Here is an 18,110-nt window from a genome sequence, read left to right as displayed (position 1 = left end):
TTTAGAATCAGACAGACAAGATGGACCTGCGGGAGCATCCGAACAAGAATTTACGGTTTCGCGCTATAGCGTAACGTTGCAGCGATCTCGCATTGACGATCAGGTGCCTATTCGGCAAGCAAGGACTGGAGGTTAACTTGTAGTGCTGAGTCTGTCCCTGTGACTCAACCAGAATGAACCTGGTAGTAGGGAACTGGATTTACTGCGGGGAGCTTGAAGCGCAAGACCACACACAATCAGTATGTCGGCAGTTATTGAGTCAGGTAAGAGATTGGCGGAGAACACCCCACCTGCTCAGGTGTCAGGTTACTGTTCTGGTGATCTTCGTCGAGGCGGTAGCGTGTTCGGGCGAAAAAAGCTCGTCGGGGCAAAAAGTTGTCCCGCCGGAAGTGCAGCAGGAAAAACGACTGTAACTCACGAAAAACACAGGGAAAAATCGTAAACTTTACCACAATCCACGTCAGAGAGAGTTGTTGTTGAGAATAACTCACTCAGTGTCGTTATACAGGGCGGGAAACTGGCCGCACAGGGCTGTATGAAAATAGCCGCCTGTCGTGACTGAAGTGGTCAACTAAAACTGGCCACCACTTTAGAGTTTTTCCAGTATCGGTTTTCCGATTCGTTTGGGGATAACCCACCGTTATAGTTATGCGGCCTTAGCGAGTTGTAATACCCGACGATATAGTCTGTGATCGCATGAGCTGCTTCGCTAAAGTTTATATAGCCTGTCACTGGCACCCACTTGTTTTTCAAATTTCTGAAGAAGCGCTCCATCGGGCTGTTATCCCAGCAGTTTCCACGCCGACTCATACTCTGCCTGATCCGGTATCGCCACAGTAACTGCCGGAACTGCCTGCTCGTATAATGACTGCCTTGATCGCTGTGGAACATCACCCCGACGGGCTTACCACGGGTTTCCCATGCCATTTCCAGCGCTTTGATGGTCAGCTTGCTGTCCGGTGAGAATGACATTGACCAGCCCACCGGTTTTCTTGCGAACAGATCGAGAACAACAGCGAGGTAAGCCCAACGCTTGCCTGTCCAGATATACGTCACATCGCCGCACCACACCTGATTAGGCTCTGTCACTGCGAATTGTCGCTCAAGGCGATTCGGGATAACGATGTGTTCATGACCACCACGTTTATACCGGTGGGCAGTTTGCTGACAACTCACCAGCCCCAGTTCTTTCATGAGCCTGCTGGCAAGCCAGCGTCCCATTCTGAAGCCTCGCAGAGTTGCCATAGTCGCGATACTTCTTGCGCCAGCAGAGCCATGGCTGATGTTATACAGCTCCAGAACCTGACTGCGTAATACAGCCCGCTTGCCGTCTGGCTTTTCAGGGCTTTTTCCCCAGTATTTGTAGCTGCTGCGATGAACCCCGAACACGTGGCAGAGTGTGACCACAGGATACTGCGCTCTGAGTTTCCCGATTAGCGAGAACTGTTCAGGGAGTCTGACATCAAGAGCGCAGTAGCCTTTTTTAATATGTCGTTTTCCATTTCAATGCGTTGTAGCTTTTTCTTCAGCTCAAGTATTTCAATCTGTTCCGGGGTTATAGGGGAGGCTTTAGATATTTTGCCCTGTCGTTCATCACGCAACTGCTTTACCCATCGCGTCATTGTAGAAAGGCCCATATCCATAGCGCTGGCCGCAGCTGCAACGGTGTAGTTCTGATCAAGGACCAGTTGAGCGGATTCACGTTTAAACTCTGCGCTGAAATTTCTTTTTTTCATTAGGACACCTGTATTGTTCTGAGATGAGCATATCACCTCTGTTCAGGTGGCCAAATTCAGTAAACCACTTCAAGCCGTCATGAGTCCTTTGTTGGAGGAGTATGAAAAATTGGCTATCGGCTGACAGGTGATTTATTCCCGCATATCAGTGCCGGTGTGGTGGCAAAGTGATGGACGTTCCTTCCCAAGATATTAGTGCCATACTTTTACTGACAGCATTAATCCGGGAGTATCTTCGATTACGTTGAAGTGTTCTACAACCGGGCCCGACGCCACAGCCATCTTGATGGCGTTAGTCCTGTGGAGAGGACATGTCCACGGCCATGGAGTCAGTCCACTTAACACCACCTGTATATCTAAAACGATCTAATGTTGTTAACGATCAAAAAAATTGCCAGTACCCCTAAAAAAGTTGGGAAACCTGCCGATGAACTGACAGCCTATGTCAGCATTTCACATATAATCCATGTCAGGAAAACAGAAAAGTAGGTGCTTATGGCCGATTCAGCAAGGAGTTGCTCAGCGGGACGTTTAGTCGATATTCTGATAGAACTACAAACTTGTGGCGCTGTGAATCGCTATCAGTTGATGAGGAAATTTAATATTACTGAACGAACGGTCTATCGTGATCTTAATATGCTTTCCTCATTTATAGAGGGGTGTGGTGGTGGAGAGTATCGATTGATACCTATTCGAGCTCAGAATAATCGCTACGATGCTCTTCATTACCCACTGGCTAAGTTGCTGGACGCCGACGCGGTTTTTCCTGACAGAGATGAGGATTTTTGGCTTAACTTAGAGAAAAGAGCTGCAGAACAGCATGTTAGAGTTCAGTTTGGTCGCCCTGAACATTCAGTCAGAAATGATTTGCGAAAGTATTTTAACTTATTAGAAAAAGCGATTCAGAAAAACAGCATCTGTCATATTTTATATAAAGACAAAACGCGCACCGTTCATCCTTATAAATTAGTTAACCAGAAAAATATTTGGTATCTGCAGGCGACTGAGGACGGAAAACTAAAGTCTTTTTCGTTAAGTAAAATTCGGTGGTTGGATATCCGGAAAGAGCATTTTGCTGTAGATACACCCACACTGTCATTAATTGATGAGCATCGCGATCCTTGGGTGAGTGAAGAGACGTTTGAGGTGCGGGTGCGTATTAAACACAGTATTGCTGGCTACTTCGCAAGACGAGACTTACTGCCTCAGCAAGAATTGGTTCGCGAAGAGAATGATGGCGTGACTTTGCTTTGCAAGGCAGCACATCAGAATCAAATTATTCCACTAATTCTATTCTGGTTACCGAATATAGAAATTCTGGAACCAGAATGGTTGAAAAAAACGTTCATCAACTTACTGCATAACTACATCACTGGCGATCGCGACTCTGTTCCTGTTCAGGAATGTGATGCGTAGCGGGTAACAACGACTTATTGCACAGGAGATTATTATCTATGGCATTACCATTCATTATTCTGGGCGTCGCGGCAGCGGCAACGGCGTTTGGCGGTAAAAAAGCTTATGATGGCTACCAGAAAAAATCGGAAGCTGATGATGTATTAGATCGCGCGCAGCGTCGCTTTGATAAGCATAAAGAGAGCTTTGATCTGGCAAATGAAACAACGTCGAAAAAACTGGCCGAACTGGGTGAAAAAGAGCTGGAAATCGGTAAAGATTTCAATGAGTTTAAAACGATTGCCGACGATCTGCTGGCGCGTATGGCGAAAGATGGGCATAAAGATCTTTGGCTGAAGGTACCACAGCATAACATCAATAAAATTCAGAACCTGGCGATTTCCGCCACGGAATACCTGACGACGGTCGTCGGTGCCGGGGTTTCTGGTGCTGCCGCTGGTTTTGCCGTGTACAGCGGCGTGATGGCGTTTGCCGCAGCTTCTACCGGTACGCCGATCGCCGCCCTGTCTGGTGCGGCGGCGTATAACGCCACAATGGCGGCGATTGGTGGTGGTTCCCTGGCCGCAGGTGGTTGGGGAATGGCGGGCGGCGCGATGGTGCTTGGCGGTGCAGTGGTGGCTCCGCTGATTGCTATTGCGGGCTGGGCTTACGATAGCCATGCCGAAAAGGCGCTTAACAATGCTTATCAAAGCTCCCGTGAAGTGACCGCGGCGGTGGAGAAAATGAATGCGGCTGAAGCGCAGCTGACGAAGGTGCAGCAGTATGTAAATAGCATTTATGAATCAATCACCCGTATGCATAGCGTCTTTATTCAGCACTACTTTGAGCCGCTGAAAGCGATGCATGCCATCATTGTTGAACGTCATGAGAAGAATATCACTACCGAGATTAGTGAGTCGGAAGAGATCATGGCGATTATCGACCATGGTTATGAATTAGCCGCCATAATGACCGACGTGATCACCACGCCGTTGTTCAAGCCGGTGACGCAGGAAAACGGTGAAGCCGTTATCGAAGATGGCGTGATCCAACTGCAGACCGACAGCAACGGTATGAACCTGCTGAACAAAGAGATTCTGGACGAAAAACTGGCGGCTTCTGCTTCTGAGTTTGACGCATTTTCTTCTCGTATTTAATCGACTCGCCGGGCGAATCTGCCCGGTATTGCTATGGGCGAGCACAATGAACACAGCCAGGTTTGACTGGGGTGAAGAGTTACATCAGACGGTAGTCAAGAGTCTGACTACCTCTTTTGGGTTGGATTTTCTCTTGCTGGAGGATAAACACGGCGGCGATGTGAATACCATTCATAACGCTCGCGAGGGAGTGTATGCCTCCGATGCCGAGCGTCAACGGTACGAGCAACGCGAAGGGTATGATTCTCATCATTACCATAGCCACGAAAACTACATTGCCACCAACCGGGCGGGAAAAAAGGCGCACGAGGCCGGTACGTTGACCGATACCTACACTGGTGAGAAATTTGCGGCTAATGATAAAAAGAATCTCGACCATATTATTGCCGCCCATGAAATTCACAACGATCCAGGGCGTATCCTTGCCGAATGCGATGGTGCCGACCTGGCTAATGATTCATCAAATCTGACCTTCACGAATGAGTCGCTGAATAAGGCGAAGAAGGCGAAAACGATGGATGCCTTCGTGCAAACGCTACAAGAACAGCATGCTGTGACCACGCAGGAAATTGCCCGTTTGCGCAGCCAGCCAACGCTTTCCGAGCAAGAGCAAAAACAACTGAATAAGCTGGAAAATAAAGCAGCCGCCGATTTTGAACGGATGAAAGAGGCTGACAAAAAGGCGCGGGAAAAATACAACAGTACGATCAATCAGGAATATTATACCAGCAGCAAGTTTGCGAAGAATGTCGCCACTGCCACAATGAACAATACATTTCGCATGGGAACACGGCAGATGTTGGGGCTGGTTCTGGCAGAGACCTGGTTTGAGTTCCACGAGCGTATTCCCGTGATGTTCGAGAAGCATCGTCGTTCATTCGATGCCGGAGACTTCCTGCAAGATGCGGCGGAGGCATTACGCGCAGTCTGGCAGCGAGTGCAGGGTAAATTCAGCACTTTCCTGACGTCCTTTAAAGACGGTGCCATCGGTGGCGTGCTCTCCAGCATTACGACGACGCTCTTCAATATCTTCTTTACGACTAAGAAGATGATGGTGCGACTGATTCGTGAGATATGGAACAATTTGGTACAGGCCTTTAAAGTTATGGTCTTTAACCCTGAGGGGTTAGCGCCGGGGCAGCTAGCTAAAGCGGTGAGCAAGCTGGTGGCTGCGGGTGTGGCCGTGGCTGCTGGTGTGGTGGTTAACGAAGCTTTAGCCAAGATGCTCGTCTTTCCTTTTGGTCCGGAACTGGCGGCTTTCTGCGGCGCGCTGGCGACCGGTATTCTGACGCTGGTGATGAACTACTTCCTTGAACACAGCGCATTGATGAAAAAGGTCTGGGCGTTTCTGGATACGTTTAAAGATAAGTATCAGAAAGCACTAGAGTATTATCAGCATGTGAATGCTGAACTCGATCGTTATCTACTGGAGCTTTCGGCGTTAGAGTTTGCTATTGATACGTCTGCGTTATCGCGTTTCTCGCTGCATCTTAACGCGGTGAATAGTGAAATTGAGCGCGGTTTGTTGCTGCGTGCAGAGGTTGAGCGCCGTAATATTGCGCTACCGTTTGAAGCAGGGAATACCCGCTCTGTGCGTAGCTGGTTAAGTAAGCTATGACGCTAACGCCCGCGTTTCCCTGTAACCAGTGCGGCGCTTGTTGTCGCCACGTGAATCGCGCCAGTGAAACGCAATTTCTCGATCGTGGTGACGGTATTTGTCGTCACTATCAGATGGAGACAAAGCTGTGCGCGATTTATGAAACACGTCCGTTTATTTGTCAGGTGGAAAAACAGTATCAGCTTAACTACCAACAGCAACATAGCTGGCAGGAATTCATTACTCTTAATCGTGAAGCTTGTTTAATTCTAGAAAAACTTGAGCAGTAGGATGGACTGATCCCATGACCGTAGTCACGACTAGGCCAGTTTGAAGGCCTTTGGACTGATGCTGCCGTTGTTTTGACCACTTGAACCCGAAGCGAGGAGCAGACATACCATGAAACATGGACTCTTAGTGCAGTCAGATAAAAAGGACAGGAATGCTAGCAAAATCGCAGGTAAATTAACAAGGAGAAGATAACACTGATGCTGTTTTGCATATAGGGTATAGATAACCGATCTATACCCTAACCATCTTATTTACCAGTGGATTTACTTGGCTTTAATCCCGGAGTATTACCGGGGGTATCTTTATTATCACGCCGGCGTTGATCCGGTTTACCTGTCGATTTGGCGATTGGTTTAGGACCTGGCTTAAGACCCATGATAGTTATCCTTCATATGTTTGAGAGAAAATCTCCCAAAGTTGGTATATGGGAAATAGTAGAAATTATCAAGATGGGTAACTCACCTATTTATGATTAATTCGTCATTGTTTGAGCGATGTCAGTTTGTTGGTAAAAGCAGTAAAAATGCAGATGGATGGTAACGGCGTAAGAGTATCAATGATTAGCCGTGAGACGATGGCTCGCGCCCCAATAGCCTGGTCGGCTTAAGCGGGATACTTACAGTATGCCTTGATGCTCCTTATTTGATAACATTGTCCATTAATAGATCAGGGTTAACTTGTGCTCATCGATTAGCCGTGTCTGTTGTATGCGTGAGTATCCTCTCAAGGAAGGCTATGAATGAATATGGTTTATCTCTCAGTCGCTGCATTAACCATTGCAATACTGTCTGTTGTCATCGTTTTTATCCTTTTGACAAAATTACGTGCATTGAAGGGCTCTGACGCCAGTAAAACAGTACAACTTGAGCGTTATGCCGTCATTTCAGATGCAGAAACAGAAGCAACTCGAGTAATGCAGGAGGCGGAGCAACAAGCCCGAGAAATCGTCGACGGTGCAAAAAGTACAGCCACCTCTCTGGAGGAGGAAGCAACCGCATTGCTGAATAATGCACAGTCAACGACTCTATCATTACAGGATCAAATTACGTCATTACGTGCTTCATACTGTCCGCGATAGTATCAACATTGTGCCTGAACGCTTTCGTATACGTATCCGCCGGGCCACCTTTTGGTGAGAGCGCTTCAGGGTACAATTCACCAACCGGCTTCGCACCAGTTGCACTGGCGATTTGTTGACCAGACGCGGGTCGAGCTGATTTTCCATAAACCAGGTGGTGACGTGGTCCACTTTAATCCGAGCGATTAACGTTCATTATCAGTATCAATGTTCAGTTCTTCGTAAAAAAAGCTGACATCGAGCGGTTAGAGAAATCTAGGATCCAGCCCAGGGAGCTTACAAAAACGAGATTAAACAGTTTCAGATCCTGCATTTTAAGTTTCACGCCAGCCTCCTGTTTTTTCACAGTATGACGGATGTAAGTGCAGGTGGTGCTAAGTAAAGTTCTCTGCACTGGCTTCAGCAGGTATCGATGCTTTCTTTCCCGGAAATAAGGGAACAAAAAAGTCCGTCTGGATTTTGTGTGCTGTATGAATCGAATCTGTGGCACTGTATGTATTTATCCGCTGGATACATTATGTTCATTACTCTTATCCGGAGACGTCCCGTGAGCAAACTGCCTTCCAACTATAAGATCTGTCGCATCGAGGGAGGCTGCCAGTTCCGGCCTCTCGACACAACTGTGCTGCGTGAAGTGCAGACAGAACGGGACCACCCGCGCCAACAGTACATACGCAAGGAAGTCAGCGACGCGTTGACCAGTGAAAAGATGCTACGCTCAGGAGGGAAGATAATCTGATGAATGACCTGAAGGATGGTTTCTGGATTAAGGCTCGAAACAGCCTGATTATACTGGGTATGGGGGCTTGTGGAACGGCGCTAATGATTCTGCTGATTATCCTTCTGGATGAGCTGACAGCTAACGGCAGCGCCGCAGACTGGCTGGGCACGCTGATGGACGGAGTAATGGCTGTGACGGCCATTGCGGCCTTCGTCGTGGCGCGAAGTTGGTTGCCCCAGTTGACCACCCAGGAAGGCTATAAGCTTGCTATCAGGCTGGTGAATGAAGAAGTGCTGACACTTGATTCAGATAATCAGCTAAAACAACAACTGCATAATGCTGTACAGAAATTTAGTGTCCTGAGACACCGGGAAAAATTGACCAGAGGCGAAGCTGTTCTGGCGGAACTCAGCGCCGTGACTGATGCTGCCGAGAAAAGGCACCGGGCTATCCGGAGGCTGGAAAAACAAATGGCGACCTATTGGCTGATTCCCGCCCCGGCTAGGAAGCAGTCATTTGATGCGATGATGAGTGGCCTGGAAAACTTTATAGCCGAGGCGAGATCGCAATGGGTATTGCTCACAGCCCTTGCACGAGGTGGCCCTTCTTCGAAGAGAATCAATGATCTGGTTATGATCGACAGTTACGGTCTGATCAACAGGATGGGCTCTGGTGAAACCTGGACTAATTTGCGCAATGAGTGTCTGCAGCAAATTGATAATGCTTGGGGCAGAATGATCGAAAACTAAAAAGTCTTTCTGGGGGCTGACAGCCGGATAGGTAAACTGTTTACTGTACGCCGTTAATCGGTGTTTACTGTGGCTGATCCACCGTTGCTCAGATGAGTACACTGTCTAAAAGCTGGCATTATTGGCCTTCTGAAGATAGAAGGAGATAAATCAGCCAGACACTGCGCAGTCTGGCTGGACGCTATTATTTCCGCTATTGAAATCTGACTGCCCAGGCGTTAATCCCTGTTGGGGAAAGCGTGCCCGTAAAAAGTCTTATTCAACGCTTAAAGCCTGCTGTACTTCACGAGCCAGTATGGCATAGGCGTAAGGTTCAAAGCGATCTACAATCAGACGGCAATGATCAACACCGATTTCAATCGTTAAGTCAGACGGTAACTCATTGTTGAAATTGAAAATTACACTGCCAGGCTTGTAAGGATGGGAAAAGATCTCCCCCAGTTCATAACGTGATTGTCCGGGGAATTCCCGGTAGTGTTGCGCTTCGTCGTCAAAAGCCACCATACTGATGTTATACTTTTTTTCCTTTAAAAAGCCTGACAGGGCATTTATCATGCTGACCGCATTTATTTTTCTTGCCTCACCGCCAACACAGCGTATCCCGTCATTAATAACCTGTAAAAAAACGTTTTCCTCCTGAATGGTGGTAATATCTCGATACGGTCGACTAGGAGCAGGTCTGAGTTCAATATTTCAGTATCAAACAGGTTCTGAATCTTTCATCTGAAATAACATCCACAGTTATCGAAAATTGTCCCCAAAAATGGGCAGTATTGCTGGTGAGATCGAGGATATCCTCAGGTCTATAGCCATTATCCATCGCATCATTAGCGTGAATCCGGTAGTGTTTTACCCTCCCGCAAGTCTTTCTTCTCCATCATCGTCACTCGCAATAATACCACCGGTGATTGTTGTTATTCATCTGGTCTCATCGTTACCCAGAATCGGTCTGATCTGATAATTCACTGACCAGATTTCTGTGTCCTGAATTTTATTTTCCATACAGGCATTCCTGTTTGCTGAGGTGATGGGATTAGATCCCGGTCAAAATGAACTTCTGTTTAGCCACATGAGGACTGACTATCGTGAGTGTTGTCCGTTATCAGGGCCGAGTATGATCTCTGATTGCTTCATTTCAGCCCTGAAGGACACACAAGAACCCCGTTCGGTCCGCATTGGACCCACGAAGGAGTCAGAAACTGTAGCGCACTCAGAACCCAGGTGTAGCCAGACTGCAAGAGCATACTGATCGACCAGAATTCACTTGCTGCTGCTGTGAATAATAGCATGACCAGAATGAGTACGATGACCGACACTATTCTCTCAACCCGGTGATATGACTGCATTGCGGCATTAACAGGAAGACCTGCCAGCTCCTGGTAATCTTGTTCATCCAGAAAACCATATAGCTTATTTCTCCAGGTGGTTCTGTTTTTTCCCAGCAGTAAAAGGGAATGCCTGTTGATATAGACCGACACCCCGTATGAGATGGCGATATACAGGGCCAGTGCACAAAATGCCAGAGCATACACTTTTTGCGGACCACTTGCCTTCAGAGCCTCCAGACTGTAGCGAAGAACCAGCGTGCTGATAACCAGGGCCATATCTTTCCACAACGCGGAGGCCAGATCCCGCGACTGCTGTAGAATTTTCTGGGTCTCCTCCGCTAGGCTTTTTCGCAAATCGGCCAGCGATTTCAGGGTGTCTTTTCCCCCCGTCCGGATATGGGCCTTGTAGAGCAGCCTGGCTGACTCCAGCGCAGGGGGGAGCCGGTACACAATGCCTTCACAGAACGTGATACCCTCCGGCCATTCTCTGGCCAGTTCGCTGGACAGAAAGGTATGTTTAAGCTCAATTTCGTTCCCTTCCAGAAAAATCCATTTTGCCGTTTCCTGAATGACATCAAAGGCGGGCAGAGCTGCATGTTCTTCCCCGAAAGGGATTTTCCGTGGTGGTTTTCCGGACAATCCGACTTTTTTTATTTCGGCGGAAAAAAGCTCATTGACGAAACACTTCAACAACTCCCGGCAGGCGAGCGACGCCCAAAGCTTCATTGGTTCGTCGGTCATTTTATCACCGGATATTTGGATCCAGGGGGCAATGGTATCCGGAGGAAGAAAGTCGGTTGAAAAACACCTGATAATACTTTTTGTGATGGAGACTGTCCGGGCGGGGACGTTGGTTTCGCTCTCCTCCGGCTGCATCTGTTTCCATGGCACAACCTTCCACTGTTGTGTTTCAAACGATTCATTGACAAACAGGGCGTAGATACGGTGATACTGACGAAGCCTGGGATCCTGGAGTAAAAACGTGCGCCACCCTTCCAGGGTGAAGAGTCGCAGGATCCCGGGGATCTCATCGCTGATTATGGTGATAAAGTGCTTCTGACCGGGGACACCCTGCGCAGGGTGGATATCATCCCGACTTTCATCAACAAAGGTGATTCTAAGGTTTTCAGCATCAGTATCTATCACTTCTCCCCATAACTGAAGGGTGTCATTATCCATGGTTCCGGAAATGAACAGTTTCCGGGTGGTTGTTTGCTGATCTTCCGTGATCACCAGATCAGATGCGCGGCGTGAGCAGTCAATTGCCTTACCGATTTTTTCCAGTATCGATGTCATCTGTCACCAGTCCAGCAGTCACAATCACTATACGTTTTCGCCCGTCTTCCATCGTTTCGATATCCGGGGCATTATCCTCATCGTAGATAACGATAACATCTTCCAGTGTTTCCAGTTTTCTTTTCCGTGGCTTAGGGATGTTCTCAGGGACGATCCGGAAAGATTCACCTGAAATGCCCAGGTCTTTTATTTTTCGGGTGAAGGATTTGACCAGTGGATGATCTTCTTCCATTGGTCCAAAAATCTGGTTCAGCAGGGAAAGCGGCTCATCGGTATTAAAATCCTGTGCCCCGTGATGTAACGTTTCATAAATCTTGTTAACACCGCTGCGTCTGATGTCGTCCGGCAGCAGGTCGCGGTGCTTTTTGAAGACATCCTTGAGCGCGGCAACCAGTTTGTTGCTGAGGTCGGTTGTACTGTTGACTCGTTGTACTTGCAAAAAACGCTCAAAATAAACGGAGATATTGGTTCGTTTACTGCGATCCCGTACGACAACCTGTCCACCCTGAGCATCTGCCGTCAGGCGGACCAGAGCAATTTTCTGCATGGCTTCCGCTTTCTTGACGAAGCTTTCGCGGAAACGTTCGAGTCTGGGAACCTGAAACTCGTTTCCCTCTTCATCCAGCACGTAACGCACCACATCTTCATTATCATATTTAATGAGTGCGAACAGTTTTTCATCGTTGAGGGTGTGAAGCTCAAAAAGAAAGAATACCCCCATACTGGCATTCTTGGTGTGGTGGTGAGACTGAAAATCATTTGCAAGAAAGGTGGACTGTTCGGTGAAACTACTGGTGTCGGTATCGGCATGGTTCCTGATGAGGCGCAGAATACGCTCTGTATTGGACAATTCCGTAAACCGGAACATGTTACCGCTTAATGCAGATTTAATCCGCTCGAGAAAAAAATCGACGTGTTCAGGCGGTGATATTTCACTGAGCAGCACGGGGATCTCCAGCTCTCCGCCAACGACATGGAAAATCATTCGTTTTATTGTCAGTGCATTAATTTCTTCATCCGTTAAAAAGCTCATAGTGACATCCCGTTATTTCGTGTCTTATTTTATCATTAATTGCTGTGACAGGCTTTAACCTGGGTAGTATAGGTAATCCACTGTCCCTGCGTAAAATATTTCAGCTCAGGGTCAGGTGTTAGTGAGCCTCCAATACCTCTGTGAAGAAAGGTATACAGGGAAAAAAATAAAATAAGGAAACATTCTCCCGGCATTTCTGCCGGGAGAAAAGATTATAATTATTGTCTGGCGTAATCGAAAGGTGAGACCGGCTTTTCATGGTTTGCATCCAGAAAATCCCCCCACCACTGCAGCATCAGCTTGCGCTCATCCAGAAATTCCGCTTTATGGATATAAGCAGCACGTACGCCATTACGTTCCTGATGGCTCATCTGGCGTTCAACAGCATCTCTCGACCATAACCCTGACTCAATCAACGAACTACAGGCCATTGCCCGGAAGCCGTGGCCACAGACATCGACCTTTGTATCGTACCCCATCAGGCGTAATGCGTTATTCACCGTATTTTCACTCATGGGTTTCCACGGATTGTGATCGCCAGTGAAAATCAGCTCATATTCCCCGCTGATGGTGTGGATCTCTTTCAGAATCTCCAGCGCCTGAGTCGAGAGTGGCACCAGATGCTCTGTCCGCATTTTTGAGCCACGATAGGAATACTTCACCCCTTCAATCGGTTTCCGCTCTGGAGGAATGGTCCACATGGCTTTCCTGAAGTCGATCTCAGACCACCTGGCAAAGCGAAGCTCACTGGAACGGATGAAGATAAGCAGGGTAAGTTTAGTTGCCAGTCGGGTGAGAGGTTGTCCTCTGTAGGTATCCAGCCGTTCAAGTAGCTCTGAAATACGATTTAAGGCGAGGGCAGGGCGATGCTGGCGTTTCACCGTCGTTAAAGCACCAGTCATATCTACGGCAGGGTTATAACTGATAATCCCTGACTGAGCAGCATAGCGCATGATTGCAGTGATACGCTGCTGAAGGCGGGCTGCAATCTCATAAATCTCTTTAGCTTCGGCTGCTTTAACGGGAACAAGTAAATCGGGAGTCCTGAGGGTGGTAATGTCACGTGAACCGATAAAGGGAAACACATGAGTTTCGAGACTTTTCAGTATCTTCTCACTATGAGAGGCTGACCATTTTTTGTTGCTCTTATGCCACTGCCTTGCGATACCTTCGAATGTCTGAGCTGTTTCGGGTACCGACCTTCTGATCCGTTTCTGTTCGCACGGGTCAGTTCCCTCAGCTATCAGCTTCCTCGCCGTATCGCGTTTTTCCCTTGCTTCTGATAACGAGACTTCAGGATAGACACCCAGAGCAAGTGTTTTCTCTTTGCCCAGAAACCGGTAGCGGAGTCGCCAGTAGCGAGATCCGTTAGGGTGAACGAGCAAAAACATGTTGCCGCTGTCGGCAAGTTTATAAGGCTTTTCATCCGGTTTAGCTGCACGGATTTTTGCGTCAGTGAGCGCCATTGGCGGTATCTCCTGATAGTAAAAGGGGTATAAACTTTATCGAATCAGACTATACCCTCAGTTGTACCCTCGCAAGGGACTTGATGCGGGTTGAAGTTGATTGAGTTGGGTGGAGTTAAGGGATTGTTGAAGTGTTGATTTTGGCGGGTTTAGAATGCAAAAACGGACCTCCGTGGAGGTCCGTTGATATGAATTTGGTGCCCGGACTCGGAATCGAACCAAGGACACGGGGATTTTCAATCCCTGAGTCAAAGTTAATAGTTTGTAAACAGGCGTATTTGCATACTGTAAAGAGTGTGCAAAATGAAAATACTTCCCGTTATCTCTCCCAAAGGTGGAGAAGGCAAATCCACGTTTGCTGCTTACCTTGCCGGTTTTCTTGCCGATGCTGGCCTGAATACCCTTCTTGTGGATGCAGACTATTCCCAGCCCACAGCCAGCAGTATCTTCGCGCTGGAGCATGAATCCCCTTTCGGTCTCTATGAACTGCTGATGCAGATGGTCAGTGACCATACGCAATGCATTTCGCAGACCGCCATAAAAAATCTCGATGTCATCTACTCTAACGACCCGGACGAACTGTTGCCGACCGCGATGCTCCACGCTGCAGATGGCCGTCTTCGCCTGCGTAACATACTTCAGCATCCTTTCTTTAACCGTTATGACGCCATTATTGTGGATTCTAAAGGCGCAACAGGCGTTATGACTGAGCTTTCCCTCCTGTCCTCTACCGGTAATGTGATGGGCGTTGTTAAACCCATCCTTCCGGATGTCCGTGAATTTATCCGCGGCTCCCTTCACATGCTTACCCGCCTGAAAACCTATGAAAATTACGGTATCCGCCTTCCTGATATTTCCATTCTCGTCAATTGTATCGAAAACACTCTGCTTGACCGTGAAGCAATGGACGGTCTTGCCGCCATCATTAACGAAAAACATTACGACGCCTCTGCGCTGGGCAACCGTGACGTTTATCGTTTACTCAATACCCGTATCGAGGCGCTGGATATTTTCAAACTGGGGCACGTAAAACAGCAGCCCGTGCATCGTCTGGAATACAAAACACGCCGCAAAGGTCCGGCCGCAGCCGTCACCATGCACGACCTCGCGTGTGAACTGTTCCCTGAGTGGCAGAGCCATTTCAGTGACGTTCTGACCCGGGAGGTGCGTCATGTCTGAGATGATGATGCCCTGCTCTTATGAGGCTGAGCAGGCCGTACTGGGCGGACTGATGCTTGATAACGACCGGTGGGATGAGGTGATACTGCAAATCTCCCCGGAAGATTTGTTTTCCCGGCCGCACCGTATGGTCTTCCGCGTCATGGCCGAGCTGGCCGGAGAAGGGCTACCGCTCGATCTCATCACTATTACGGAACGGCTGGAGAACAGAGGCGACCTTGAACAGTGTGGCGGCTTTGCTTATCTGGCTGAAATGAGTAAAAACACGCCGTCTGCAGCCAATATCCTGGCTTACGCCGGGGTGGTGGCGGAGAAAAGCCGCCTGCGGCAGCTGATGACTGTGGGTAATAGTCTTCTTTCCGATGTGCAGGCCCCGAAAGCCAGCTCGGCGGGCATTCTTGAGTCGGCCGAAGGTAAGTTGTTTAACATTGCCGAACAGGGAGCCATGCAGCTCAACAGTGAGACCGGTGTTAACGAGGCGCTGGATAAACTGCTGACGCAGCTGGAAAGCATGTCCGCCAGTGACGGCCTCACCGGGACACCGACAGGGTTCAGTGAACTGGACGCGATGACCTGTGGTCTCCAGCCCGGCGAGCTGGCCCTGCTGGCCGCCCGTCCTTCCATGGGGAAAACGTCGCTGGCCATGGCCGCCTGCACAGCGGCTGTGAGCGCAAAACCTGACGATCACGTCTTTGTGTTCAGTCTTGAAATGCCCTCAGAGCAACTGATGATGCGCCTGCTGGCGATGGAAGGCCGGGTGGAACTGTCCCGGCTTCGCAGCGGCAGCATGGATGATGAAGACTGGGCTCGCGTGTCCGCGGCTACCGGTCGAATTATTGAATGGAAAAACCGCCTGATCATTGATGATACCAGTTACCAGACCCCGGCTACACTGCGCGCCCGCGCCCGACGCTATGTCCGCAAATACGGCAGACCCTCTCTCATCATGCTGGACTATCTGCAGCTTGTCCGCTCCCCCGAGCAGGAAAACCGCACGCAGGAAATAGCGGAAATTTCCCGCTCGCTTAAGGCGCTGGGTAAAGAGCTGGGCTGTCCGGTACTGGCGCTTTCCCAGCTAAACCGTTTGGTGGAGCAGCGGGCCGATAAACGCCCCAATAATGGTGACCTGCGTGACTCCGGTGCGCTGGAGCAGGATGCGGACCTCATCATGTTTATTTACCGGGACGAGGTTTATAACCCCGGCACCCCTGATGCCGGGGTGGCTGAGATCATTGTCGGCAAGCAGCGTCAGGGGCCAACCGGCACGGTAAAAGTCAAATTTGACGGGCGTTACACCCTCTTTTCGGAGTTTCAGGAAGGCAGCTATGACTTCGGTTACCGCAGCGGGAGGAAACAGGCATGAGTCGTAAAAGTTCTAATGTGGGGGCTGCTATGCTGCAGCCCGGACGCCAGTCGCAGGCGGCCGGCAATATCAGCGTCATGCCGGCGGCTGAAATGCCCATGGTCCTGACGCTCGACCAGTTAAGCCCGAATCCTGATAATCCGCGAACATCACGCAACCCGCGTTATGACGATATCAAGGCTTCCATCCGTTCGCGCGGGCTGGACACCGTGCCCAAAGTCACCCGTGACCCGGATGGTGAGCCCGATATGTACATCTTCAGCGACGGTGGTAATACACGTTATCAGATCCTGTCAGAACTGTGGCAGGAGACCGGAGAAGACCGGTTTTTCCGCGTCCATGTGTTGTTCAAGCCGTGGCCGGGACGGCTGCAGTGTGTTATCGGCCATCTGGCAGAGAATGAAGTGCGTGGGGAACTGAGTTTTATTGAAAAAGCGCAGGGGATCCACAAAGCCCGCTCTATATATGAAGAGCAGATGGGAAAGACGGTTTCGTTGCGTCAGTTGTCAGAGCTACTGACCCATGAAGGTTTTGGGAGGGCAGGAAACGTGATGCTCCGGACGAGACAGGGGTGAAAAAAAAGAGGCCTGAAATAATCAGCATGCCGCAAGCCATTGCGCGAGCTGGTAATGCTTCCCGAGACTCAGCGGCAGATAATCCCTATGCCGATATGGCTCTGGTACGGCTCGAAGAAGCCCTGCAACGAGCAACACTTAAAATTAATGAAAACGTCAGTTCACTGGATGCCATATTGTCAGCCGTACCCAAAGGGGTAACGCTCTCGGAAGTTGAATCAGCCGATCCGCTAAATGTCAGCGTTTTCAGCCGTTCACCATTAGGATACCGGTGCGTATGGCTTCTGGTTGGATATGATCAGTTAGCAATGAAAGCTTTCCAGGCTTTTCATTACGGACTGATTTCGCGTTCGCAACGTGACACTATCCTGGACAATGGTGGCCATGCTGTTCGTCAGGTCTATGGCGTGATTCAGCCTTACCGAACACTTGCAGTGACTCGCCGTGATATTGCAGAAAAAACCACGCAAGGGCTTGTTGCCATTGAGCGAAATGGCGAACCTGATCCGGATGTGTTAAGCGGTAAAAAACGTTCTTTGTTCTCACCTCCGCTTAAAAACAACATAGCAGAGGAGGAATAATATGATTCGCCCTGTGTTCCTCCTCACCTCCTTCTTTTTACTGAGCGGATGCGCAACAACGGACTGGGCTGCGATTAATAAACAGGTCAGTGACACAGCCGCAAACCTGACAAAAACGTTGGGCGGCAACAGCAGCGGAGAAAGTGGTGGGATGCCGCTGATGAGCCCGGCGGGGCAACAGGCCATGAAGTCCGTCGATAAAACGTTCTCCGTGCCGGTCGATGTGGATACCGCGGCGGCCCGCCTGAGGCGCCATTACAAATTTATCTCCACGCAGGAGCTTGAGGCACTGCGGCAGGCCGCAAATGACGGGGACTGGAAAGCGGCGGCTGAAGATGATGCGCATCCCGTCTGGGACGCCATGCCGGGCAGCTACTACAAAATGGGCTCCGACTGGAACGGACGTGATCACCTGGATATTGAAATCGAGAAAAACGGGTCCGGCAGCAGGCTCTATGTTGTCTATCGCTCATCATCATCACAGCGTCTGGCCGGGTCCGGCGTCACGAAGCTGATGAATGATGTCCGCGCTGTTGCGGCGGGTGAAAAACGCTGATGTGGGAGG

Annotated in this window: 14 protein-coding genes and 5 pseudogenes; 12 read left to right on the top strand and 7 right to left on the bottom strand. The window is 49.4% G+C overall.

Annotation, left to right across the window (positions count from 1 at the left end; genetic code table 11):
• Positions 1-567 precede the first annotated feature (567 nt).
• Positions 568-1,736 (bottom strand): IS3 family transposase gene (locus WM46_RS15765; RefSeq protein ID WP_102602773.1). Its coding sequence is split into 2 segments (ribosomal slippage): positions 568-1,487 and positions 1,487-1,736, totalling 1,170 coding nucleotides; the frame shifts between segments, so codons are not numbered across the junction.
• Between the two features lie 231 nt (positions 1,737-1,967).
• Here WM46_RS15765 and WM46_RS26865 point away from each other — a divergent pair.
• The 6 genes and pseudogenes from WM46_RS26865 to WM46_RS15740 form a co-directional block, all read left to right on the top strand.
• A pseudogene (locus tag WM46_RS26865) lies at positions 1,968-2,078 on the top strand (IS3 family transposase); the annotation flags it as partial.
• Positions 2,079-2,231: 153 nt separating this feature from the next.
• Entirely contained in the window at positions 2,232-3,152 is a 921-nt protein-coding gene (locus WM46_RS15760) for a helix-turn-helix transcriptional regulator (protein WP_102602772.1), read from the top strand.
• A gap of 38 nt (positions 3,153-3,190) precedes the next feature.
• The gene (locus WM46_RS15755; RefSeq protein ID WP_102602771.1) at positions 3,191-4,288 is read left to right on the top strand and encodes a chemotaxis protein; all 1,098 of its coding nucleotides are present in this window, start codon (positions 3,191-3,193) and stop codon (positions 4,286-4,288) included.
• 46 nt (positions 4,289-4,334) lie between these two features.
• Positions 4,335-5,906 carry a cobalamin adenosyltransferase gene (locus tag WM46_RS15750; RefSeq protein WP_102602770.1) on the top strand — a complete coding sequence of 524 codons (1,572 nt, stop codon included), beginning with the start codon at positions 4,335-4,337 and terminating at the stop codon, positions 5,904-5,906.
• Positions 5,903-6,175, top strand: a complete 273-nt coding sequence (locus tag WM46_RS15745) for a YkgJ family cysteine cluster protein (RefSeq protein ID WP_102602769.1) — start codon at positions 5,903-5,905, stop codon at positions 6,173-6,175. The genes WM46_RS15750 and WM46_RS15745 overlap by 4 nt, the downstream gene beginning before the upstream one ends.
• A 740-nt stretch (positions 6,176-6,915) precedes the next feature.
• Positions 6,916-7,254 (top strand): hypothetical protein, encoded by a 339-nt coding sequence (locus WM46_RS15740; protein ID WP_187394390.1) that lies wholly within the window; start codon positions 6,916-6,918, stop codon positions 7,252-7,254.
• On the opposite strand, the pseudogene WM46_RS15735 reads toward WM46_RS15740, so the two are convergent.
• Positions 7,220-7,443 (bottom strand): annotated as a pseudogene (locus WM46_RS15735) (metal ABC transporter solute-binding protein, Zn/Mn family); the annotation flags it as partial. The gene WM46_RS15740 and the pseudogene WM46_RS15735 overlap by 35 nt on opposite strands.
• Positions 7,443-7,579 (bottom strand): annotated as a pseudogene (locus tag WM46_RS26775) (DUF3644 domain-containing protein); the annotation flags it as partial. The pseudogenes WM46_RS15735 and WM46_RS26775, both read right to left, overlap by 1 nt.
• A 413-nt stretch (positions 7,580-7,992) precedes the next feature.
• On the opposite strand from WM46_RS26775, the gene WM46_RS15720 reads away from it, so the two are divergent.
• Entirely contained in the window at positions 7,993-8,724 is a 732-nt protein-coding gene (locus tag WM46_RS15720) for a hypothetical protein (protein ID WP_102602767.1), read from the top strand.
• Between the two features lie 255 nt (positions 8,725-8,979).
• Here WM46_RS15720 and WM46_RS15715 read toward each other — a convergent pair whose 3' ends face one another.
• The 4 genes from WM46_RS15715 to WM46_RS15700 all read right to left on the bottom strand — a co-directional run bounded on the left by WM46_RS15715 (position 8,980) and on the right by WM46_RS15700 (position 13,847).
• Positions 8,980-9,279 carry a hypothetical protein gene (locus WM46_RS15715; RefSeq protein WP_102602766.1) on the bottom strand — a complete coding sequence of 100 codons (300 nt, stop codon included), beginning with the start codon at positions 9,277-9,279 and terminating at the stop codon, positions 8,980-8,982.
• A gap of 575 nt (positions 9,280-9,854) precedes the next feature.
• Positions 9,855-11,348: a hypothetical protein gene (locus WM46_RS15710; protein WP_102602765.1), complete on the bottom strand. Its 1,494-nt coding sequence runs from the start codon at positions 11,346-11,348 to the stop codon at positions 9,855-9,857.
• Positions 11,320-12,381, bottom strand: a complete 1,062-nt coding sequence (locus WM46_RS15705) for a nucleoid-associated protein (protein WP_102602764.1) — start codon at positions 12,379-12,381, stop codon at positions 11,320-11,322. The genes WM46_RS15710 and WM46_RS15705 overlap by 29 nt, the downstream gene beginning before the upstream one ends.
• A 218-nt stretch (positions 12,382-12,599) precedes the next feature.
• Positions 12,600-13,847 carry a tyrosine-type recombinase/integrase gene (locus WM46_RS15700; RefSeq protein ID WP_102602763.1) on the bottom strand — a complete coding sequence of 416 codons (1,248 nt, stop codon included), beginning with the start codon at positions 13,845-13,847 and terminating at the stop codon, positions 12,600-12,602.
• A gap of 303 nt (positions 13,848-14,150) precedes the next feature.
• Here WM46_RS15700 and WM46_RS15695 point away from each other — a divergent pair, with 303 nt between their 5' ends.
• The 5 genes and pseudogenes from WM46_RS15695 (at position 14,151) to WM46_RS15675 (ending at position 18,101) form a co-directional block, all read left to right on the top strand.
• The gene (locus WM46_RS15695) at positions 14,151-15,026 is read left to right on the top strand and encodes a ParA family protein (protein WP_102602762.1); all 876 of its coding nucleotides are present in this window, start codon (positions 14,151-14,153) and stop codon (positions 15,024-15,026) included.
• The gene (dnaB-PI, locus tag WM46_RS15690; RefSeq protein ID WP_102602761.1) at positions 15,019-16,389 is read left to right on the top strand and encodes an SPI-7-type island replicative DNA helicase; all 1,371 of its coding nucleotides are present in this window, start codon (positions 15,019-15,021) and stop codon (positions 16,387-16,389) included. The genes WM46_RS15695 and dnaB-PI overlap by 8 nt, the downstream gene beginning before the upstream one ends.
• Positions 16,386-16,919: pseudogene (locus WM46_RS15685) on the top strand (ParB family protein); the annotation flags it as partial. The gene dnaB-PI and the pseudogene WM46_RS15685, both read left to right, overlap by 4 nt.
• Positions 16,916-17,545, top strand: a pseudogene (locus WM46_RS15680) (PFL_4669 family integrating conjugative element protein); the annotation flags it as partial. The pseudogenes WM46_RS15685 and WM46_RS15680, both read left to right, overlap by 4 nt.
• A gap of 1 nt (position 17,546) precedes the next feature.
• Positions 17,547-18,101, top strand: a complete 555-nt coding sequence (locus tag WM46_RS15675) for a hypothetical protein (protein WP_102602760.1) — start codon at positions 17,547-17,549, stop codon at positions 18,099-18,101.
• The last annotated feature ends 9 nt before the right edge of the window (positions 18,102-18,110 follow it).

The organism is Citrobacter freundii complex sp. CFNIH2, assembly GCF_002880615.1.
GTDB classification, from domain to species: domain Bacteria; phylum Pseudomonadota; class Gammaproteobacteria; order Enterobacterales; family Enterobacteriaceae; genus Citrobacter_A; species Citrobacter_A amalonaticus_F.
The sequence above is the reverse complement of the archived record's forward strand: the minus strand, read 5'-3'. Positions and strand labels throughout refer to the sequence as shown.

Excerpts from the sequence above, each read along its gene's own strand:
- dnaB-PI (WP_102602761.1), top strand. The coding sequence starts at position 15,019 with ATGTCTGAGATGATGATGCCCTGCTCTTATGAGGCTGAGCAGGCCGTA.
- WM46_RS15760 (WP_102602772.1), top strand. The coding sequence starts at position 2,232 with ATGGCCGATTCAGCAAGGAGTTGCTCAGCGGGACGTTTAGTCGATATT.
- WM46_RS15745 (WP_102602769.1), top strand. The coding sequence starts at position 5,903 with ATGACGCTAACGCCCGCGTTTCCCTGTAACCAGTGCGGCGCTTGTTGT.
- WM46_RS15695 (WP_102602762.1), top strand. The coding sequence starts at position 14,151 with ATGAAAATACTTCCCGTTATCTCTCCCAAAGGTGGAGAAGGCAAATCC.
- WM46_RS15705 (WP_102602764.1), bottom strand. The coding sequence starts at position 12,381 with ATGAGCTTTTTAACGGATGAAGAAATTAATGCACTGACAATAAAACGA.
- WM46_RS15740 (WP_187394390.1), top strand. The coding sequence starts at position 6,916 with ATGAATATGGTTTATCTCTCAGTCGCTGCATTAACCATTGCAATACTG.
- WM46_RS15755 (WP_102602771.1), top strand. The coding sequence starts at position 3,191 with ATGGCATTACCATTCATTATTCTGGGCGTCGCGGCAGCGGCAACGGCG.
- WM46_RS15675 (WP_102602760.1), top strand. The coding sequence starts at position 17,547 with ATGATTCGCCCTGTGTTCCTCCTCACCTCCTTCTTTTTACTGAGCGGA.
- WM46_RS15750 (WP_102602770.1), top strand. The coding sequence starts at position 4,335 with ATGAACACAGCCAGGTTTGACTGGGGTGAAGAGTTACATCAGACGGTA.
- WM46_RS15710 (WP_102602765.1), bottom strand. The coding sequence starts at position 11,348 with ATGACATCGATACTGGAAAAAATCGGTAAGGCAATTGACTGCTCACGC.
- WM46_RS15720 (WP_102602767.1), top strand. The coding sequence starts at position 7,993 with ATGAATGACCTGAAGGATGGTTTCTGGATTAAGGCTCGAAACAGCCTG.
- WM46_RS15715 (WP_102602766.1), bottom strand. The coding sequence starts at position 9,279 with ATGATAAATGCCCTGTCAGGCTTTTTAAAGGAAAAAAAGTATAACATC.
- WM46_RS15700 (WP_102602763.1), bottom strand. The coding sequence starts at position 13,847 with ATGGCGCTCACTGACGCAAAAATCCGTGCAGCTAAACCGGATGAAAAG.